Origin of the sequence: Serratia sp. CY82433, assembly GCF_052166535.1 — a bacterium.
GTDB classification, from domain to species: Bacteria; Pseudomonadota; Gammaproteobacteria; order Enterobacterales; family Enterobacteriaceae; genus Serratia; species Serratia sarumanii.
On record NZ_JBJNOR010000001.1, the window covers coordinates 378,920 to 398,090 of the forward strand.

The following is a 19,171-nucleotide window of genomic DNA, read 5'->3' on the forward strand; positions in this document are numbered from 1 at the left end:
GAAATAGACTAATATTGGAGAGAGATTTGTTGTTTTGTGACTGCTATCACTGTCACGGCTTATTGGAAATAAAAGGTTAATTATGTCGCATAATAAGCGCGTAATAATACAATGGCGGCTCTTTTAAATTACATTTATTTAACACAAAAATATCATTAAAAAACAATTAAACCATTGCGCAACATGACCCTAAGAAAATTATGCGAAATGTGCTGATGAATATGGAAATAAGATGCGGATAGGCTTAAATTGTCTCAGATCAAATTAGCCCGAAGTACCTCTTTCGGCTAAGATTTGACCTGTAACCAAAAGTCTAACCCACGTCACGTAAAAACCTATTTATTGTGTGGGATTGGGCGAGTATCATCCATGTTGTGATTATGGATGGTTGATCTTGTTGCATTTGTTACCCGTTGTCGGTTTTCAGTGGCGTGCTTGTCGAGGGCCCGAGGGGCTATTGGCCGAGTGTGCGGTTGAAAGCGGAGAAGCTGGATCAAATTTGTTGTGTTTAAGGGCATTCACTGCGGGGCGTTACTGGCGGCTTTGAAAGAGGCGTGCCGATAACCGCGTGTCGGAGTCTTCCTGCGAGGAGCAAGGAGTCAAGATGTTTGATATTGTCGAACTGTCGCGCTTACAGTTTGCTTTAACGGCGATGTACCATTTCTTATTTGTCCCATTAACGCTCGGTATGGCGTTCTTGCTGGCAATTATGGAAACGGTATATGTCCTGTCTGGCAAACAAATCTATAAAGACATGACCAAATTCTGGGGAAAGTTATTTGCGATTAACTTTGCTCTGGGTGTGGCCACCGGTTTGACCATGGAGTTCCAGTTCGGGACTAACTGGTCGTATTTCTCTCACTACGTCGGCGATATCTTCGGGGCCCCACTGGCTATCGAAGGTCTGATGGCGTTCTTCCTTGAATCGACGCTGGTCGGCCTGTTCTTCTTCGGCTGGGATCGTCTGAGCAAGGTGCAGCACATGGCGGTAACCTGGTTTGTGGCCCTCGGCTCCAACCTGTCCGCGCTGTGGATCCTGGTCGCCAACGGCTGGATGCAGAACCCGATCGCGTCGGATTTCAACTTCGAAACCATGCGCATGGAGATGGTCAGCTTCTCCGAACTGGTGCTTAACCCGGTTGCGCAGGTGAAATTCGTTCACACCGTGGCTTCCGGCTACACCTGTGGCGCGATGTTCGTTCTGGGCATCAGCTCCTACTACCTGCTGAAAGGCCGCGACATCGCCTTCGCCAAGCGCTCCTTCGCCATCGCTGCCAGCTTCGGTATGGCTGCCATTCTGTCCGTTATCGTTCTGGGTGATGAATCCGGCTACGAAATGGGCGACGTGCAGAAAACCAAACTGGCCGCTATCGAAGCGGAATGGGACACCCAGCCGGCGCCGGCGTCCTTCACCCTGTTCGGCATTCCCGATCAGGACAAGATGGAAAACTCCTTCTCTATTCAGATCCCGTATGCGCTTGGCCTGATCGCCACCCGCTCCACGGACACTCAGGTCACCGGCCTGAAAGATCTGATGGCGCAGCATGAAGTGCGCATCCGCAACGGGATGAAAGCCTACCAGCTGCTGGAAGAGCTGCGCGGCGGCAACACCGATCCTGCGGTGCGTGCCGAATTCAACAAAACCAAGCAAGACCTGGGCTACGGCATGCTGCTGAAGCGCTATACCCCGAACGTCACCGACGCGACGGAAGCGCAGATCCAGCTGGCGACCAAGGACTCCATTCCGCGCGTGGCGCCGCTGTACTTCGCCTTCCGCATCATGGTGGCCTGTGGCGTGATCATGCTGTTGATCATCGGCCTGTCGTTCTGGAACGTGATCCGCGGCCGCATCGGCCAGAAAAAATGGCTGCACCGCGCGGCGCTGTACGGTTTGCCGCTGCCTTGGATCGCGATCGAGTCCGGCTGGTTCGTGGCGGAATACGGCCGTCAACCGTGGGCGATTGGTGAGGTGCTGCCGACGGCGGTCGCCAACTCTTCGCTGACCGCGGGCGACATTCTGTTCTCGATGGGGCTGATCTGCGGCTTGTACACCCTATTCCTGGTGGCTGAATTGTACCTGATGTTCAAGTTTGCGCGTCTGGGTCCAAGCAGCCTGAAAACCGGCCGCTATCACTTTGAACAACCGACTGCCGCCGTGCAGGAAGCGCGCTAAACAGGAGTCCACGTATGTTTGATTATGAAGTACTGCGATTTATTTGGTGGGTCCTGGTTGGCGTACTGCTGATCGGCTTCGCCGTCACCGACGGTTTCGACATGGGCGTCGGCATTCTGGTGCGCATCATCGGGAAAACCGATACCGAGCGCCGGGTGATGATCAACTCCATCGCCCCGCACTGGGACGGTAACCAGGTGTGGCTGATCACCGCAGGCGGCGCGCTGTTCGCAGCCTGGCCGATGGTCTACGCAGCGGCCTTCTCCGGCTTCTACGTCGCCATGATCCTGGTGCTGGCCGCCTTGTTCTTCCGCCCGGTCGGTTTCGACTACCGTTCCAAGCTGGAGAGCAGCCGCTGGCGCAACATGTGGGACTGGGGCATCTTCATCGGCTCCTTTGTGCCTGCCGTGGTCTTCGGCGTGGCGTTCGGCAACCTGCTGCAGGGCGTGCCGTTCCACATGGACGAGTACATGCGCCTGTTCTACACCGGCAACTTCTTCCAACTGCTGAATCCGTTCGGTCTGTTGGCGGGCGTGGTCAGCCTGACCATGCTGGTCACCCAGGGGGCGACCTACCTGCAAATGCGCACCACCGGCGAGATCCACCTGCGTTCACGCGCTGCGGCGCAGATCGCGACGTTGATCATGGCGGTGTGCTTCCTGCTGGCGGGCGTATGGCTGGTGAAAGGCATCGACGGCTTCGTCGTGACGTCGGCGCTGGACACCCTGGCGGAATCCAACCCGATGCGTAAAGAAGTGGCGCATCAGGCCGGCGCCTGGCTGATCAACTTCAACAAGTATCCGCTGCTGTGGGCGTTGCCTGCGCTGGGCGTGGTGCTGCCGTTGTTCACCATCCTGTTCTCGCGTCTGGAGAAAGGCGCGCTGGCGTTCGTCACCTCGTCGCTGACCATCGCCTGCGTCATCCTCACCGCCGGGGTCACCATGTTCCCGTTCGTGATGCCGTCCAGCACCGTGCCTAACGTCAGCCTGACCATGTGGGACGCGACGTCGAGCCTGTTGACGCTGAAAGTGATGACCGTCGTGGCGGCGATCTTCGTGCCTATCGTTTTGGCGTACACCAGCTGGTCGTACTACAAAATGTTCGGTCGCCTCGACAAGAACTACATCGAAAACAACAAGCATTCGCTGTACTAAGGATAAGGAGCTAAACCATGTGGTATTTTGCCTGGATTCTCGGAACGCTTCTTGCCTGCGCCTTCGGCATCATCACGGCGCTGGCGCTTGAGCAGAGCGAAGCGACTAAAGCTCAGCAAGACGGTAAGTGATGAGCTCGTCCGTGATTGACAAGCTGTACGCTGTCACCGACAAGGGCCCGATCCGGGCCCTTTCCCTGGTGCTGGCGTTGGTTTTGGCGGGGTGCGTGTTCTGGGATCCGACGCGTTTCGCCGCCAAAACCAGCTCGCTGGAGATTTGGGAAGGGCTGCTGCTGATTTGGGCGGTGTGCGCCGGGGTGATCCACGGTTTCGGATTCCGCCCGCAGCGCAGCATTTGGCGGGCCTTTTTCGCGCCGCTTCCCGCAATTGTGATCTTGTGCGCAGGATTACTTTACGTTTCTTTATAATCTCCCCGATGTCCCCATGTTATGGGCCCTCACGGCCCATAATTATTTTCATTCCCATCTTGTAACCCATTCCCAACCCGATCCGTCTTGCGTATAGTAGCAGCGTTAAATTGCATTGCTGGGAAGTAGAGTGAGTAATACGTTGTTTCGATGGCCGGTTCGCGTTTACTACGAGGATACCGATGCCAGTGGTGTGGTCTATCACGCCCGCTACGTCGCCTTTTTTGAAAGAGCGCGCACAGAGATGCTGCGTCAGCACAACTTTCATCAACAGCAGCTGCTCAGTGAACAAGTCGCTTTTGTCGTCCGGCGCATGACGGTGGATTATCTGGCTCCGGCTCGTCTCGACGAGCAACTGGAGGTACAGAGCGAAATCACCTGTCTGCGCGGGGCTTCTCTCACGTTTGCTCAACGCATTGTCAATTCTGACGGGGCCCTACTGAGCCAGGCAGATGTCCTGATTGCCTGTATTGATCCACACCAAATGAAGCCGAGAGCGCTTCCTAAGTCTATTGTCGCGGAGTTTAAGCAGTGACTGACATGAACATCCTAGATTTATTCTTGAAGGCGAGCCTGCTGGTTAAGCTTATCATGTTGATTTTGATATGCTTCTCGGTAGCCTCCTGGGCGATCATCATTCAGCGCACCCGCATCCTCAATGCGGCGACGCGTGACGCCGAAGCCTTTGAAGACAAATTCTGGTCCGGTATCGAGCTTTCCCGTCTGTACCAGGAAAGTCAGGCGCGTCGCGATAGCCTGACCGGCTCCGAGCAGATCTTCCATTCCGGCTTCAAAGAGTTCGCCCGCCTGCACCGCGCCAACAACCATGCGCCGGAGTCGGTGATCGAAGGGGCGTCGCGCGCGATGCGCATTTCGATGAATCGCGAGCTGGAAACGCTGGAAACCCATATTCCGTTCCTCGGCACCGTCGGTTCGATCAGCCCGTACATCGGCCTGTTCGGCACCGTGTGGGGGATCATGCACGCCTTTATCGCGCTGGGCGCGGTGAAGCAAGCCACGCTGCAGATGGTGGCGCCGGGTATCGCCGAAGCGCTGATCGCCACCGCGATCGGTCTGTTCGCCGCCATCCCGGCGGTCATGGCCTACAACCGTCTCAACCAGCGCGTCAACAAGCTTGAGCAGAATTACGACAACTTTATGGAAGAGTTCACCGCTATTCTGCATCGTCAGGCCTTCTCCAGCGACAGCAAATAAGTAGGAGGTAGCATGGCGAGAGTACGTGGACGTAGTCGGCGCGAGCTGAAGTCCGAAATTAACATCGTTCCGCTGCTCGACGTGTTGCTGGTGCTGCTGCTGATCTTTATGGCAACCGCGCCAATCATCACGCAGAGCGTGGAGGTTGACCTGCCGGACGCCACCGATTCCAAAACGGTGTCCAGCGATGACAATCCGCCGGTGATCCTCGAGGTTTCTGGCGTAGGTCAATACACCCTGGTGGTGGATCACAACCGTATGGAGCTGTTGCCGCCTGAGCAAGTCGCGGCCGAAGCCAAGTCGCGTTTGGCGGCTAACCCGAAAACGGTCTTTTTGATCGGCGGTGCGAAGGAAGTCCCTTACGATGAGATTATCAAGGCATTGAATATTCTCCATCAGGCGGGCGTGGCTTCCGTAGGGCTGATGACCCAGCCAATCTGACCGTAAGGCGAACGGCAACCCGGTTCCTGCGCTGCGGCCCAGGAACCCCGTATAAGCAACACCAGTTTTTGGGAATCTATTTTGGTAAAGGCAACTGAGCAAAACGATAAGCTGAACCGCGCCGTTATTGTTTCGGTCGTTCTGCACTTCATACTGATTGCCCTGCTGATTTGGGGATCGCTGCAGGAAAATGTCGACATGGGCGCCGGCGGTGGCGGTGATGGCACCGTGGTGGGCGCGGTGATGGTCGATCCCGGCGCGGTGGTGGAGCAGTACAATCGCCAGCAGCAGCAGAGCAACGATGCGCAGCGTGCCGAAAAGCAGCGCCAGAAAAAGGCGGAGCAACAGGCCGAAGAGCTTCAGCAGAAGCAGGCGGAGCAACAGCAGCGCCTGAAAGAGCTGGAGAAAGAGCGTTTGGCGGCGCAGGAGAAAGCCGCGCAGGACGCCAAAGCGCAGGCTGAGCAACAGCAGAAGGCGGCGGAGCAGCAGAAACAGGCCGCCGAGCAGCAAAAAGCGGCGGAAGCCGCCGCAGCCAAGGCCAAAGAGCAACAGAAGGTCGCCGAGGCCGCCGCCGCGAAGGCGAAGGCTGAAGCGGACAAGATAGCCAAAGCGCAGGCGGACGCGCAGAAGAAAGCCGAAGCGGAAGCCAAGAAAGAAGCGGCCGCCGCTGCCGCCGCCAAGAAACAGGCGGAAGAGGCGAAGAAAGCCGCGGCCGCCGCCGCAGAGCAAAAAGCCGCAGAAGCTGCGGAGAAGAAAGCGGCCGCTGAAGCCGAGAAAAAAGCCGCAGCGGAAGCCGAGAAGAAAGCTGCAGCCGAGAAAGCCGCTGCCGCCAAGAAGAAGGCCGCCGCTGAGGCTGCGAAGCAATCGGAGGAGGTCAACGATCTGTTTGGTGGCCTGGCGGACGGCAAGAACGCGCCGAAAGGCGGCGGTGCCAAATCGAAGGGCGACGGTAAACCGGCCGGGCAGGGCAATGCCAAAACGGCTGGGGCCAGCGGGGCGGATATCAGCGGTTATATGGGGCAAATTCAGGGGGCGATTCAGAGCAAGTTCTATGACGCCAGCTCGTTCGCCGGCAAAACCTGCGATCTGCGTATCAAGCTGGCGCCGGACGGCCTGCTGATAAGCGTACAAGCGGCGGGCGGCGATCCGGCGCTGTGTCAGGCCGCGGTGTCTGCCGCCAAGTTGGCACATATACCGAAGCCGCCGAGCGATGCCGTTTATCAGCACTTTAAGAATTCTATCCTTGAATTCAAACCGAAATAACGGTTGATTGACTGAGTGATATCACAGGGATGTACTAAGGTAACCAACAGGGATTATGTAGTTTTACGTAAGTTGGTTTGTTAAAATTCTGCTAATTTATCGCAGGCATCCCGCCTGGATAAGGGAGATGAGATGAAGCAGGCATTTCGAGTAGCGCTAGGTTTTTTAATTCTGTGGGCGTCCGTGCTGCACGCGGAAGTTCGCATTGAAATCACCCAAGGGGTCGACTCCGCTCGTCCGATTGGCGTGGTGCCGTTTAAATGGGCGGGCCCAGGCACGCCGCCGGAAGATATCGGCAAGATTGTCGGCGCGGATCTGCGCAACAGCGGCAAATTCAACCCGATCGACGTGGCGCGCATGCCGCAGCAACCGACCTCCGCGTCTGAAGTGACCCCGGCGGCCTGGACTGCGCTCGGCATCGACGCCGTGGTTGTCGGCCAGGTTCAACCTGGCGCCGACGGCAGCTACCTGATCTCCTACCAGCTGGTGGACACCTCGGGTTCGCCGGGCACCGTATTGGCGCAGAACCAGTATAAAGTGACCAAACAGTGGTTGCGTTATTCTGCCCATACCGCCAGCGACGAAGTGTTCGAGAAGCTGACCGGCATCAAGGGCGCGTTCCGTACCCGTATCGCCTACGTCGTGCAGACCAACGGCGGGAAATTCCCGTATGAGCTGCGCGTAGCGGATTACGACGGTTACAACCAGTTTACGGTGCACCGTTCGCCTGAGCCGCTGATGTCCCCGGCCTGGTCGCCGGACGGCAGCAAACTGGCTTACGTGACCTTCGAGAGCGGCCGTTCCGCGCTGGTGGTGCAGACCCTGGCTAACGGCGCCATCCGCCAGATCGCCTCGTTCCCGCGCCACAACGGTGCGCCGGCGTTCTCGCCGGACGGCAGCAAACTGGCCTTCGCGCTGTCCAAGAGCGGCAGCCTGAACCTGTACGTGATGAACCTCGGCTCCGGCCAGATCACGCAGCTGACCGATGGCCGCAACAACAACACCGAACCGACCTGGTTCCCGGATGGCCAGTCTCTGGCGTTTACCTCCGACCAGGGCGGGCGTCCGCAGATTTATAAAATCAGCGCCAGCGGCGGTGCCGCACAGCGCCTGACGTGGGAAGGCTCTCAGAACCAGGATTCTGAAGTCAGCTCCGACGGTAAATTCCTGGTGATGGTCAGCACCAACAGTGGTGCGCAACACATCGCCAAACAAGATCTTGGATCGGGCGCCGTTCAGGTTTTGACCGGTACCTTCCTCGATGAAACGCCTAGTATTGCGCCAAACGGCACCATGGTGATCTATAGCTCGACGCAAGGTATGGGCTCCGTGCTGCAGTTGGTGTCAACTGATGGGCGTTTCAAAGCGCGTCTTCCGGCAACTGATGGACAGGTCAAATTCCCTGCCTGGTCGCCGTATCTGTGATGCATGTGTAAATATGTATGGCAAACTATAAAAGGATCAAAGAAATGCAACTGAACAAAGTGCTGAAAGGGCTTCTGCTGGCACTGCCAGTTCTGGCTGTAGCAGCTTGTAGTTCTAACAAAAGCGCAAACAACGACCAATCTGGTATGGGCGCTGGCACTGGTATGGAAAACGGCAGCAGCAACCTGTCTTCCGAAGAACAAGCTCGTCTGCAGATGCAAGAACTGCAGAAGAACAACATCGTTTACTTCGGCCTGGACAAGTATGACGTAAGCTCCGAATTCGCTCAGATGCTGGACGCGCACGCTGCATTCCTGCGTAACAACCCGTCTTACAAAGTGACCGTTGAAGGCCACGCTGACGAACGCGGCACGCCGGAATACAACATCGCTCTGGGTGAGCGCCGTGCTAACGCCGTTAAAATGTACCTGCAGGGTAAAGGCGTTTCCGCTGACCAGATCTCTATCGTTTCTTACGGTAAAGAAAAACCAGCAGTACTGGGCCACGACGAAGCGGCTTATGCTAAAAACCGTCGTGCCGTTCTGGTTTACTAAGAGAATCGCATGAACAGTAACTTCAGACGTCACCTGTTGAGTCTGTCGTTACTGGTTGGCGTAGCGGCCCCCTGGGCCGCTACTGCCCAAGCGCCAATCAGTAATGTCGGCTCCGGCTCGGTCGAAGACCGCGTCACCTCGCTTGAGCGCATCAGCAATGCTCAAGGCCAGCTTTTAAATCAACTCCAGCAACAACTCTCTGATAACCAACGCGACATTGATTCTCTCCGTGGGCAAATCCAGGAAAGCCAGTATCAGTTGAATCAGGTGGTTGAACGCCAGAAGCAAATCTATCAGCAGATGGATAGCCTCAGCCAGGGCGGCGCTCAGAGCGCCTCTGCGGCCGCGGGCGCTGCCGGCGGGGCAGCCGCAGGCGCATCTTCCGATGCGGGCGGCAGCGCTCCCGCAGCCGCCTCCGCCACGCCGAGCGGCGGTGATGAGAACAGCGACTACAACGCCGCTGTTTCTCTGGCACTGGAAAAAAAACAGTATGACCAGGCGATTTCCGCCTTTCAGTCCTTCGTAAAACAGTACCCGAAGTCTACTTACCAGCCCAACGCCAACTATTGGCTGGGCCAGTTGTTCTACAACAAGGGTAAAAAAGACGACGCGGCCTACTATTTTGCGGTGGTGGTGAAGAATTACGCTAAATCACCGAAGGCGCCGGACGCCATGTACAAGGTGGGTATCATCATGCAGGAGAAAGGGCAGGCCGATAAAGCCAAAGCCGTGTTCCAGCAGGTGATTAAACAGTACCCAACCAGTGCGGCGGCCAAACAGGCGAAAAGTCGCGTAGGCGGTTAACAGTCAGAAAAATGAGCCCAGAAGTTAGTCGATTTGTCCGATTTCTGGGCTCATTCGCGTGAAGAACAAGCAGTTGAACGCATCGGTAAAAAATTTAGGTTGCGCTGCCAAGATAAATTAGTAATATATGCCGCCGTTGCCAAGACATCTTGCAAGATGTTAAAGCGGCAGGGAAATTGGGTCGTTAGCTCAGTTGGTAGAGCAGTTGACTTTTAATCAATTGGTCGCAGGTTCGAATCCTGCACGACCCACCAATTTCTGAAGTAGCAGTAACCACAACAGTGGGTGATTAGCTCAGTTGGTAGAGCATCTCCTTTACACGGAGGGGGTCGGCGGTTCGAGCCCGTCATCACCCACCACACTGCGGGTCGTTAGCTCAGTTGGTAGAGCAGTTGACTTTTAATCAATTGGTCGCAGGTTCGAATCCTGCACGACCCACCATTCTTTAAGAAAGAATGGCAGCTTCAGAATCGGTTTGATGTGGCAAAGTAAAGGTCCGAGTCGAGTACCCGTCGAGTTGTCCTGAACATCCCCATCCTTGTTTTCCGCGAGTTGGTTTCAGTAACCCATTCGCCATCAGCAGTAAACCACATCAGTGGGTCGTTAGCTCAGTTGGTAGAGCAGTTGACTTTTAATCAATTGGTCGCAGGTTCGAATCCTGCACGACCCACCACTCTTTGATAGAGCAAGGTGTGAAAAATAGCAGTACCACAGCAGTGGGTGATTAGCTCAGTTGGTAGAGCATCTCCTTTACACGGAGGGGGTCGGCGGTTCGAGCCCGTCATCACCCACCACACTGCGGGTCGTTAGCTCAGTTGGTAGAGCAGTTGACTTTTAATCAATTGGTCGCAGGTTCGAATCCTGCACGACCCACCAATTAAGAAAAAAGCGCCTTTTGGCGCTTTTTTCGCATCTGCGCCACCAGATTCTGCTTTATCCTCTTGCCAACAGAGTTCACCGAGTCGTGCGGGTGAGAACCTGCGCTCAGGTTCGAGCATCGCGCAGCGATACGACAACGCGCAGCGTTGCCCGCAGGGTGAGGCCAAAGGCCGAATCAATCCTGCACGACCCACCAATTCAGAAAAAAGCGCCTTTTGGCGCTTTTTTCGCATCTACGCCACCAGATTCTGCTTTATCCTCTTGCCAACAGAGTTCACCGAGTCGTGCGGGTGAGAGCCTGCGCTCAGGTTCGAGCATCGCGCAGCGATACGACAACGCGCAGCGTTGCCCGCAGGGTGAGGCCACAGGCCGAATCAATCCTGCACGACCCCCCATTCAGAGAAAAGCGCCTTTTGGCGCTTTTTTCGCATCTGCAGCACCGTAATCTACATTCGTGCTTTCTCGTTTCAACAGCGCACCGATCATCACGCTGTTCTCTGAACGGCTATACGGTCTCGTCAGGCCATTTTCCGCTGTGAGCTGTGTAACCAATATCTGTGTTTTTTAATCCATTAAACACTAGGTGCGCAAATATGAAAATATCAGCGGACTTTTCGCGCAGTTTTAGGTATTTTGTTTAGTATATAAAACGAAGGGCGTTGCGGCAGGCGATATTCACGCGGCAGGCGCCCAGCCTAGCATGAGATTGCAGCGATGAGTGAAATGTTTGATGTCAATGCGGCGGTGTATCCCTTCCCGCCTAAACCGGTACCGCTGGACGTAGCCGAAAAAGCCTTTTATCGCGAGAAGATCAAAACCCTGCTCAAGCAGCGTAATGCGGTGATGGTCGCCCACTATTATACCGATCCGGAAATCCAGGCGCTGGCGGAAGAAACCGGCGGCTGCGTGGCGGATTCGCTGGAAATGGCGCGCTTCGGCAGCGCCCATCCGGCTTCCACGCTGCTGGTGGCCGGCGTGCGTTTCATGGGGGAAACCGCCAAGATCCTCAGCCCGGAAAAGCAGGTGCTGATGCCGACGCTGTTTGCCGAATGTTCGCTGGATCTGGGCTGCCCGGAAGAGGAGTTTCATGCGTTTTGCGACAGCCATCCCGATCGTACCGTGGTGGTCTATGCGAACACCTCAGCGGCGGTCAAAGCGCGCGCTGACTGGGTGGTCACTTCCAGCATCGCCGTCGAGCTGATCGAACACCTGGACAGCCTGGGCGAGAAGATCATCTGGGCGCCGGATCGCCATCTCGGCAGCTACGTGCAAAAGCAGACCGGCGCCGACGTGCTGTGCTGGCAAGGCGCCTGCATTGTCCATGACGAGTTCAAGACTCAGGCGCTGCGGCGCATGAAGGCGCTCTATCCGCAGGCGGCCATCCTGGTGCATCCCGAATCGCCACAGGCGGTGGTTGAATTGGCGGATGCGGTGGGATCGACCAGCCAACTGATCCAGGCGGCGAAAACATTGCCGCATCAACAGCTGATCGTCGCCACCGATCGCGGTATCTTTTACAAGATGCAGCAGGCCTGTCCGGACAAGGAGCTGTTCGAAGCGCCGACCGCCGGAGAAGGGGCGACCTGCCGCAGCTGTGCGCACTGCCCGTGGATGGCGATGAATGGCCTGAAGGCGATTGCCGAAGGGCTGGAGCAGGGGGGCGCGCAGCATGAGATCCACGTGGACGCCGCGCTGCGTGAGAAGGCGCTGGTGCCGCTGAACCGCATGCTGGATTTCGCCGCTCAACTTAAAATGCAGGTTAAAGGCAACGCTTAACCGTTTAAAAGGATGACCTCATGAGCTTCTTCAGTACCAGCAATATTCTGGTGCACATTCCGCTTGGCGCGGGCGGTTACGATCTGTCGTGGATCGAAGCCATCGGCACGCTGTTCGGGTTGCTGTGCATCTGGTACGCCAGCAAGGAAAAAATCATCAACTACCTGTTCGGCCTGATCAACGTCACGCTGTTCGCGGTGATTTTCTTCCAGATCCAGCTGTACGCCAGCCTGCTGCTGCAGCTGTTCTTCTTCGGCGCCAACATTTACGGTTGGTATGCCTGGAGCCGCCAGACCCAGGATAATCAGGCTGAGCTGCAGATCCGCTGGCTGCCGCTGCCGAAAGCGTTGGCCTGGGCGGCGGTCTGCGTCATCGGCATCGGCCTGATGACCTTCAATATCGACCGCGTGTTCGCCTGGTTGACGCAGATCGCGGTGGCGGTGATGCAAGGGCTGGGGCTGAACGTGCAGATGCCTGAGCTGCAGCCGGACGCGTTCCCGTTCTGGGATTCGGCGATGATGGTGCTCTCCATCGTGGCGATGATTCTGATGACGCGCAAGTACGTGGAAAACTGGCTGCTGTGGGTGGTTATCGATGTCATCAGCGTGGCGATCTTCGCCTACCAGGGGGTGTACGCGATGGCGCTGGAGTATGTCATTCTGACGCTGATCGCCCTGAACGGCTCCTGGCTATGGATCAAGAGCGCCGGGCGCAATGGTTCCAACCCGCTCTCTTCCGCACCTTAACAACGCAGAGGGCGCCGTGATGGCGCCCTCTTGGCTTAGTGACGATGTCCAAGATGGGAGTGCGCTTCGGCATGTGAGTGTTCACTCGGCTCCGGCGCCCGGTTGATACCGCAGTCCGGTGTCTCGCAGTGCCGGTACTCCATCTGAATGGTCACGTGGCCAATCTTGTAGTGTTCCAACAGATAAGCCTGAATGCGTTGCAACAGCCCATCGTGGTCATGCGGCGGGATCACCTGCGCATGCAGCGTCATCAGCTTCTGTTCGCCGATCTGCCAGACGTGCACGTGATGGATGTTGCGCACTTCCGGGATATTCAGGCACAGGTCTTTTTGCAGCTTGGCGATATCGACCTCCTGCGGCGTGCCTTCCAGCAGCTCGTGGAAACTCTCCTTCAGCAGCCGCCAGGCGCTGCGCAGCACCAGACAGGAGACGAGCACCGACAGGATCGGGTCAATCGGCGTCCAGCCGGTGGCAAGAATGACGATGGCGGCGACGATGGCGCCCACCGAGCCGAGCAGGTCGCCCAGCACATGCAGCGCGGCGGCGCGCACGTTGATATTTTTCTCTTCGCTGCCGCGATGCAGCAGCCAGAAGGCGAACAGGTTCGCCAGCAGCCCCGCTACGGCGATGATCAGCATCGGGGTACCCATCACCGGCTGCGGCTCGAAGAAACGCCGTATCGCCTCCCACAGGATGAATACCACGATCACCAGCAGCGCCGCGGCGTTGAGGAAGGCCGCCAGGGTGGTCAGGCGCAGGTAGCCGAAGGTGTGGCGCGCGTTGGGCTTGCGCTGGGAGAAGTGCACCGCCATCAGCGCCACCAGCAGCGCGGCGGCATCGGTCAGCATGTGGCCGGCGTCGGCCAACAGCGCCAACGAGCCGGACAACAGGCCGCCGACCACCTCGGCCACCATAAAGACGGCGGTGACTAAAAAAGCGGTCAGTAGGCGTTTACTATTACTGTCTTTCGGCAGGTGTACGTGTGGAGTGTCCGACATTATTCATCCTTATGCATAGCCAAAGAGGGGGCGGCGGCGAGCAGAGCGTCCAGCTCCGGCACTATCTGCGCCACTAACGCCTTTAATTTAGTATAAGCGGCGGCGGCAAGCGCGCCCCGACGTGCGGTTTCCACCAGCTGCTGGCACAGCTGCGCGGCTTCCGGCAGTTGCAGCATCAGCAGGCTGCCTTTGATACGGTGCGCCGCCTGCTCCAGGCGCGGCCAGTCGTTCGCGGCGACGGCGTCCGCGAGCCGCTGCCGGTCTTGCCGCAGCGTATCGCCGAGCGTCTGCGCCAGCCGCTGCAGCATGGCGCGATCGCCACCCGCCATTTCGACCAGCGTTTGCCGCAGGTCAGTAAGGACTGACTTTGCTTCCTGCACCTGCGGTTGCTGAGCCAACACCTGGCCGATCGCCGCCAGTGAAATCGGTTTGGTCAGGAAGTGGTCGATCGCCACCAGCCCCGGAGGAATGCGGGTAAACTCCTGCACGTCTGCCGAACAGAGCACGATGCGGCAAGGCGGGCGTTGCAGCCGCTGTTCGTCGCGGCGGATCAGCCTGGCCAGCGTCAGGCCGTCCGGGCGCGGCATGTTATAGTCGATAAACAGCAGATCGAACGGTTGCCGGCGTTGGGCCTTCAACAGCGCATAGCCTTGTTCGAAGCGGGCGGGTTGCAGCCCGAAGTGGCGCAGCTGGCGTTCCATCAGCAACAGATTGGTGGGGTGATCGTCGATCAGCGCGGTACGCAAGGCGGAAGACGGCAGAGCAAAGGGGCTTTCCTCCGGGGTGGCAACCGGCGCCGCGCCGCTCAGCTCGACCGGTATCGCGACCTCGACGCGGGTGCCTACGCCCGGCTGCGAGTGCAGCTCGATGCGGCCGCCCATCTGTTCGACGATCTCTTTGCAGATCGACAGCCCCAAACCGGTACCCTGCACCGAGATGCGTTGCGCGCCGCGTGCGCGGTAAAACGGTTGGAACAGTTTGTCTATTTCATCGGCGGCGATACCGCAGCCGCTGTCGTTCACCGTCAGATGCAATTCCCCCTGCCGCTCATCCTGCGCGCGCCAGCCGATCTCGACCTGAATGGCGCCGCGCGGCGTAAATTTTATCGCGTTGTTTATCAGGTTGTTAGCCACCTGAAGTAAACGCTCACCATCAATCACTACCGCCTCCGGCAATGCCGGATCCGCCACCACGCTCAGCGTCAACGGCCGCTCGCCGATCAGCGGCCGGTAGAGGGCGTCGATGCGCGCTACCCAGGGGCGCAGCACCACCGGTTTCGGTGCCAGCGTCAGCGAGCCGGTTTCCAACCGCGCGTGATCCTGCAGGTCGTTGAGCAGGTTGAGCAGCGATGAGGCCGAGCTGTATATCACCGGCAGGCCTTCCGGCGCGGGTTGGCGTTTGAGCTCCAGCTCCAGCAGGCCGAGGATGGCGTGCATCGGCGTGCGCAGCTCATGGCTGACGGTGGCGAGGAATTTGCTCTTCATGCGGTTGTCCGCTTCGGCGCGGCGGCGCGCGTGCTCGAGTTCTTCGCGTTCGCGTTTTTCACGGCGCTGCAGCATGAAACGGCGCAGCGTCAGCGCCAGCAGCAGCACGGTGGCGGCGGCCAGCAGCGCCAGCAGCCAGGTGGTCTGCGGCGGCATGCGGTTGTCGTTCACCGCGTCGATCAGGTTGCTGCGATCGACGATCCACTCGTCGCGCAGCGATTGCAGGGTGTCCGCCGGGATCTGCATCAGGTTCTTATCAAGGATCGCCAACAGAAGAGGTTGATCGCGGCGCACGCCGAAGGCCACCGGGTAGGGGATGTTGTTGGCGGCAAAGGCCAGCTTGATGGCGCCGGAATAGCGCGACAGCGCCAAAAAGTTGGCGGAGATGACGTTATCCACCAGCGCATCCAGCTGGCCGTTGGCCAGCGCGTCGTACATCGACTTGCTGTCGGCGAAGCTGATGGTTTGCTCCTGTTCCGGCACCAGCCCCTGCGCCAAATCGCCCTGCAGCACGCCGATGCGCTTGCCGGCCAAATCGCTCCAGGTGGAAATGCCGTTGGCGTGCTGGCCGACGTAAACCCCCCACAGCGAACGGTGGATCGGCATGCTGGCGCCGTAGCGCGCCTTGACGCCGCGCGCCAGCGGCAGGGCGGCGCGGAAGCTGGCCTGGCCGGACTGCACCAGCAGATCGGCCTGCTCGGCGTTGCGCGCCCACAGCGGCGCGAAACGCAGCCCGGTGTTTTGCGCGATGATGTTGAGAATGTCGATGGCGTAGCCGCGCGGCTGGCCGTCGGAGCCGCGGTAGGCGAACGGGAAGTTGTTTTCGATGGCGGCGTAGTAAACCACGCGGTGGCTCGCCACCCAATTCTTCTCCATCGTCGTCAGATCGGCATTGCCGGTGTCGAGGTAGCTGGGGATCTTCTTGCTCCAGCGGCCCTGCAGGGCGTTCATCAGCTCCATCGGCGCGTCGGCGATGGCGGTGTCCAGCGTGTCTATCAGCCGCGAGTCGTCGGCGGCGAACACGAAGGACAGGTTGCCCAGGTTCTCGTTGCTTTCAATCTGATAGAGCTGGCCGAGCTGCAGCTGATCGATGATAAAGCTGGCGCTGGCCTCGTCGGCGATAAAGTAGTCGCTGCTGCCGTTGAGCAGCGAGTAGACCGCCTGCAGATTGTTGTCGTAGCGCTGGATCTGCGACGCGACCGCCTGCAGAGCGCCGCCGGACTGCATGTCGGTCAGCGCGCCGATCGCGACGCGGGCGTTGGCGGAGTTGAGCATCACCGGGCGATCGTTGCTGCGATCGCGCAATACGCGCAGGTTGCTGACGTAATAGGGCTGAGAGATCGCCAGGCCGTGCAGCGCCTCACTCTGCGGGATGCCGTACAGCAGATCGATCTTGCCGTCGTGCAGCGCCTGCTCCAGCTGCGTCAGATCGGCAAAGCCGTAAATGGCGAAGCGAATGCCGGTCACCTGCTGGATATAGCCGAGGTAGTCGGCATTCAGCCCATACAGATCGTCATCCACGATGATGTTGTACGGGCTGGTGTTCTCACTGACGATGCCGACGCGCAGCGTACGGTCGCGCCAGGGGTTTTTCTCGCCGACGATCAGCATATTCTCGGGGGTATTCAGATTGCTGACCAGCTGATAGCGCACCGGCTCCGCCGTCTGCGCCAGACCGCACCACAGGAGCAGCAGCAGCAGGGCGCGGCGCATCATGGCGCCAGCTCTTTAAACACCGCCACCAGCTCCAGCAGGTTGCCGGCGCCGGTTTTGCGCTGGATGTTCTTCTTGTGGGTGCTGACGGTCTTGTTGCTGATGTGCAGCCGATCGGCGATCTGCAGGTTGGACAGCCCCTGGCTCAACAAGCCCAGCACCTCGAGCTCTTTAGGCGTGAGCAGCCCGCCGTCTGCCGTCGGCGCTTCTTCGGCCAGCGCGGCGGCGGGGAAGTGGGTTTCACCGTCCAGCACCTGCTCGATCGCCTGCAACAACTCTGCCAACGAGCTGCCTTTGTTGACGAAACCGTTGGCGCCGGCGGCATGCGCCATGCGCGCATAGACCTCGGCCTCCTGCGCGGTATAGATCAGGATCGGCTGCTGCGGGTAGCGGCGGCGGATTTTTTTCAACAGCTGCAGCCCGTCGACCTGCGGCAGGCCAATATCCAGGATCACCAGGCCGAAAGTGGCCTCGGCCAGCAGGGCCAGCGCCTGGACGTCGTCCTGCGCCGCCTGCAGGCGGTAGGGGCGGGATGATTTCATTAGCGCCGCTTCCAGTGCGACATGAACCACCGGGTGGTCATCAACTAATAACAGAGAGGGCATGTTCAACTCGGGTCGCTTTATATTCCGATCGCTAGCATAGCGAAAAAGGAGGCTCTGCGCTCCCCTGATGAAACAGCACAATCTGCTGTTAATTTGGCGGTTCCAGCGGCGGGGGGCAAAGGTGATTTACAGCGCCATTCCCACAGGCTAGATTGTTGGGATCTACACCGTTACGCACTGCGAAATACCCCTCGATACCGAATGGAAAAGCTATGAATTACCAAAACGACGATTTACGCATTAATGATATTAAGGAACTCCTGCCGCCGGTGGCTTTGCTGGAGAAATTCCCGGCCACTGAACGCGCAGCAAAGACGGTGTCCCAGGCCCGCAGCGCAATTCACAATATCCTCCGCGGCAGCGACGATCGCCTGCTGGTGGTGATTGGCCCTTGCTCTATCCACGATACGAAAGCTGCCAAAGAGTACGCGGGGCGCCTGCTGGCGCTGCGTGAAGAACTGAGCGGCGAGCTGGAAGTGGTCATGCGCGTATACTTCGAAAAACCGCGCACCACCGTGGGCTGGAAAGGCCTGATCAACGATCCGCAGATGGACAACAGCTTCAACATCAACGACGGTCTGCGCCTGGCGCGCAAGCTGCTGGTGGAGATCAACGACAGCGGCCTGCCGGCCGCCGGCGAATTCCTCGACATGATCACGCCGCAGTACCTGGCGGATCTGATGAGCTGGGGCGCCATCGGCGCGCGCACCACGGAATCGCAGGTGCACCGCGAGCTGGCCTCCGGCCTTTCCTGCCCGGTCGGCTTCAAGAACGGCACCGACGGCACCATCAAGGTGGCGATCGACGCCATCAACGCCGCTGGCGCGCCGCACTGCTTCCTGTCGGTGACCAAATGGGGCCACTCGGCGATCGTTAACACCAGCGGCAACGGCGACTGCCACATTATCCTGCGCGGCGGCAAAGAGCCGAACTACAGCGCGGCGCACGTGAAGGACGTCAAAACCGGCCTGAGCAAAGCCGGGCTGCCGGCGCAGGTGATGATCGACTTCAGCCATGCTAACAGCAGCAAACAGTTCAAAAAGCAGATGGACGTGAGCGCTGACGTTTGCGGGCAAATTGGCGGCGGTGAAAAAGCGATCATCGGCGTGATGATCGAAAGCCATCTGGTGGAAGGCAACCAGAACCTCGAAAGTGGCGAACCGCTGGTTTACGGCAAGAGCGTGACCGACGGCTGCATCGGCTGGCAGGATACCGAAACCGTGCTGCGCGATCTGGCGGCGGCGGTGAAAGCGCGCCGCGGATAATAGCTAAAATGACAAGGGCCTGGCAGCCAGGCCCTTGTTTTATCCTTGTCATTGCACCTCTATATATCCCACTCATTTAAGGCTTACACTTAATAGGCCAATGAAATCATTAAGCGGCCACCTTCGCATTATTCCTATTTAATAAAAGAATAATTGTCACTGCTCATGGCATTGTGCTTATATAAGACGCTTTTTTATTCCACAAACCCCGCATGACAAATAAGCGGGGAGTGGTATGACCTATTCCTT

General features: G+C 58.3%; 17 protein-coding genes, 6 tRNA genes and 2 other RNA genes. 22 read left to right on the top strand and 3 right to left on the bottom strand.

Annotated elements, in window-relative coordinates; all coding sequences use genetic code 11:
• Positions 1-604: 604 nt before the first annotated feature.
• The 21 genes from cydA to pnuC all read left to right on the top strand — a co-directional run bounded on the left by cydA (position 605) and on the right by pnuC (position 12,857).
• Positions 605-2,173 carry a cytochrome ubiquinol oxidase subunit I gene (gene cydA, locus ACJ8PI_RS01875; protein ID WP_019454034.1) on the top strand — a complete coding sequence of 523 codons (1,569 nt, stop codon included), beginning with the start codon at positions 605-607 and terminating at the stop codon, positions 2,171-2,173.
• A gap of 14 nt (positions 2,174-2,187) precedes the next feature.
• Complete coding sequence (cydB, locus tag ACJ8PI_RS01880; protein WP_019454033.1) at positions 2,188-3,327, top strand: cytochrome d ubiquinol oxidase subunit II; 1,140 nt, start codon at positions 2,188-2,190, stop codon at positions 3,325-3,327.
• Positions 3,328-3,344: 17 nt separating this feature from the next.
• Positions 3,345-3,458 (top strand): cytochrome bd-I oxidase subunit CydX, encoded by a 114-nt coding sequence (gene cydX / locus ACJ8PI_RS01885; protein ID WP_004939868.1) that lies wholly within the window; start codon positions 3,345-3,347, stop codon positions 3,456-3,458.
• Complete coding sequence (gene ybgE / locus ACJ8PI_RS01890; RefSeq protein ID WP_033647158.1) at positions 3,458-3,754, top strand: cyd operon protein YbgE; 297 nt, start codon at positions 3,458-3,460, stop codon at positions 3,752-3,754. Before cydX ends, ybgE begins: the two co-directional genes overlap by 1 nt.
• A gap of 130 nt (positions 3,755-3,884) precedes the next feature.
• Complete coding sequence (gene ybgC / locus ACJ8PI_RS01895; RefSeq protein WP_025160034.1) at positions 3,885-4,289, top strand: tol-pal system-associated acyl-CoA thioesterase; 405 nt, start codon at positions 3,885-3,887, stop codon at positions 4,287-4,289.
• The gene (gene tolQ / locus ACJ8PI_RS01900; RefSeq protein WP_004939862.1) at positions 4,286-4,969 is read left to right on the top strand and encodes a Tol-Pal system protein TolQ; all 684 of its coding nucleotides are present in this window, start codon (positions 4,286-4,288) and stop codon (positions 4,967-4,969) included. Before ybgC ends, tolQ begins: the two co-directional genes overlap by 4 nt.
• A gap of 12 nt (positions 4,970-4,981) precedes the next feature.
• On the top strand, positions 4,982-5,410 hold the full coding sequence (gene tolR, locus ACJ8PI_RS01905) for a colicin uptake protein TolR (protein ID WP_004939859.1): 429 nt from the start codon (positions 4,982-4,984) through the stop codon (positions 5,408-5,410).
• A gap of 81 nt (positions 5,411-5,491) precedes the next feature.
• Positions 5,492-6,673, top strand: coding sequence for a cell envelope integrity protein TolA (tolA, locus tag ACJ8PI_RS01910; protein WP_121535289.1), 1,182 nt, complete (start codon positions 5,492-5,494; stop codon positions 6,671-6,673).
• A gap of 132 nt (positions 6,674-6,805) precedes the next feature.
• Positions 6,806-8,098, top strand: coding sequence for a Tol-Pal system beta propeller repeat protein TolB (gene tolB / locus ACJ8PI_RS01915; protein WP_004939856.1), 1,293 nt, complete (start codon positions 6,806-6,808; stop codon positions 8,096-8,098).
• Positions 8,099-8,142: 44 nt separating this feature from the next.
• Positions 8,143-8,652: a peptidoglycan-associated lipoprotein Pal gene (gene pal, locus ACJ8PI_RS01920; protein WP_025160033.1), complete on the top strand. Its 510-nt coding sequence runs from the start codon at positions 8,143-8,145 to the stop codon at positions 8,650-8,652.
• A gap of 9 nt (positions 8,653-8,661) precedes the next feature.
• Entirely contained in the window at positions 8,662-9,456 is a 795-nt protein-coding gene (cpoB, locus tag ACJ8PI_RS01925; RefSeq protein ID WP_033647153.1) for a cell division protein CpoB, read from the top strand.
• Between the two features lie 178 nt (positions 9,457-9,634).
• Positions 9,635-9,710 (top strand) — tRNA-Lys (locus tag ACJ8PI_RS01930).
• 29 nt (positions 9,711-9,739) lie between these two features.
• Positions 9,740-9,815, top strand: a tRNA-Val gene (locus ACJ8PI_RS01935).
• A gap of 6 nt (positions 9,816-9,821) precedes the next feature.
• Positions 9,822-9,897 (top strand) — tRNA-Lys (locus ACJ8PI_RS01940).
• A 156-nt stretch (positions 9,898-10,053) separates the two neighbouring features.
• Positions 10,054-10,129: transfer RNA gene (locus ACJ8PI_RS01945), tRNA-Lys, on the top strand.
• Between the two features lie 45 nt (positions 10,130-10,174).
• Positions 10,175-10,250: transfer RNA gene (locus ACJ8PI_RS01950), tRNA-Val, on the top strand.
• A 6-nt stretch (positions 10,251-10,256) separates the two neighbouring features.
• Positions 10,257-10,332, top strand: a tRNA-Lys gene (locus ACJ8PI_RS01955).
• A gap of 74 nt (positions 10,333-10,406) precedes the next feature.
• A non-coding RNA gene (locus tag ACJ8PI_RS01960) (RtT sRNA) lies at positions 10,407-10,531 on the top strand.
• Between the two features lie 74 nt (positions 10,532-10,605).
• Positions 10,606-10,730, top strand: a non-coding RNA gene (locus ACJ8PI_RS01965) — RtT sRNA.
• 319 nt (positions 10,731-11,049) lie between these two features.
• Positions 11,050-12,111: a quinolinate synthase NadA gene (nadA, locus tag ACJ8PI_RS01970; protein ID WP_015376982.1), complete on the top strand. Its 1,062-nt coding sequence runs from the start codon at positions 11,050-11,052 to the stop codon at positions 12,109-12,111.
• A gap of 20 nt (positions 12,112-12,131) precedes the next feature.
• Positions 12,132-12,857 carry a nicotinamide riboside transporter PnuC gene (pnuC, locus tag ACJ8PI_RS01975; protein WP_033637475.1) on the top strand — a complete coding sequence of 242 codons (726 nt, stop codon included), beginning with the start codon at positions 12,132-12,134 and terminating at the stop codon, positions 12,855-12,857.
• A 35-nt stretch (positions 12,858-12,892) separates the two neighbouring features.
• On the opposite strand, the gene zitB is transcribed toward pnuC, so the two are convergent.
• The 3 genes from zitB to ACJ8PI_RS01990 are packed head-to-tail and all read right to left on the bottom strand — an operon-like array spanning position 12,893 to position 17,657.
• Positions 12,893-13,855 carry a CDF family zinc transporter ZitB gene (gene zitB / locus ACJ8PI_RS01980; protein ID WP_033637476.1) on the bottom strand — a complete coding sequence of 321 codons (963 nt, stop codon included), beginning with the start codon at positions 13,853-13,855 and terminating at the stop codon, positions 12,893-12,895.
• Positions 13,855-17,055 (bottom strand): ATP-binding protein, encoded by a 3,201-nt coding sequence (locus ACJ8PI_RS01985; RefSeq protein ID WP_164134012.1) that lies wholly within the window; start codon positions 17,053-17,055, stop codon positions 13,855-13,857. The genes zitB and ACJ8PI_RS01985 overlap by 1 nt, the downstream gene beginning before the upstream one ends.
• A complete protein-coding gene (locus ACJ8PI_RS01990; RefSeq protein ID WP_033653531.1) occupies positions 17,052-17,657 on the bottom strand; it encodes a response regulator in 606 nt (201 codons plus the stop codon). Before ACJ8PI_RS01990 ends, ACJ8PI_RS01985 begins: the two co-directional genes overlap by 4 nt.
• Before the next feature lie 212 nt (positions 17,658-17,869).
• On the opposite strand from ACJ8PI_RS01990, the gene aroG reads away from it, so the two are divergent.
• A complete protein-coding gene (aroG, locus tag ACJ8PI_RS01995; protein WP_049235016.1) occupies positions 17,870-18,922 on the top strand; it encodes a 3-deoxy-7-phosphoheptulonate synthase AroG in 1,053 nt (350 codons plus the stop codon).
• Positions 18,923-19,171: the final 249 nt, after the last annotated feature.

Coding starts and splice junctions, on each gene's coding strand:
- cydB (WP_019454033.1), top strand. CDS start 2,188: ATGTTTGATTATGAAGTACTGCGATTTATTTGGTGGGTCCTGGTTGGC.
- ybgE (WP_033647158.1), top strand. CDS start 3,458: ATGAGCTCGTCCGTGATTGACAAGCTGTACGCTGTCACCGACAAGGGC.
- nadA (WP_015376982.1), top strand. CDS start 11,050: ATGAGTGAAATGTTTGATGTCAATGCGGCGGTGTATCCCTTCCCGCCT.
- pal (WP_025160033.1), top strand. CDS start 8,143: ATGCAACTGAACAAAGTGCTGAAAGGGCTTCTGCTGGCACTGCCAGTT.
- pnuC (WP_033637475.1), top strand. CDS start 12,132: ATGAGCTTCTTCAGTACCAGCAATATTCTGGTGCACATTCCGCTTGGC.
- cydX (WP_004939868.1), top strand. CDS start 3,345: ATGTGGTATTTTGCCTGGATTCTCGGAACGCTTCTTGCCTGCGCCTTC.
- cydA (WP_019454034.1), top strand. CDS start 605: ATGTTTGATATTGTCGAACTGTCGCGCTTACAGTTTGCTTTAACGGCG.
- ACJ8PI_RS01985 (WP_164134012.1), bottom strand. CDS start 17,055: ATGATGCGCCGCGCCCTGCTGCTGCTGCTCCTGTGGTGCGGTCTGGCG.
- ACJ8PI_RS01990 (WP_033653531.1), bottom strand. CDS start 17,657: ATGCCCTCTCTGTTATTAGTTGATGACCACCCGGTGGTTCATGTCGCA.
- zitB (WP_033637476.1), bottom strand. CDS start 13,855: ATGTCGGACACTCCACACGTACACCTGCCGAAAGACAGTAATAGTAAA.
- cpoB (WP_033647153.1), top strand. CDS start 8,662: ATGAACAGTAACTTCAGACGTCACCTGTTGAGTCTGTCGTTACTGGTT.
- aroG (WP_049235016.1), top strand. CDS start 17,870: ATGAATTACCAAAACGACGATTTACGCATTAATGATATTAAGGAACTC.
- tolR (WP_004939859.1), top strand. CDS start 4,982: ATGGCGAGAGTACGTGGACGTAGTCGGCGCGAGCTGAAGTCCGAAATT.
- tolB (WP_004939856.1), top strand. CDS start 6,806: ATGAAGCAGGCATTTCGAGTAGCGCTAGGTTTTTTAATTCTGTGGGCG.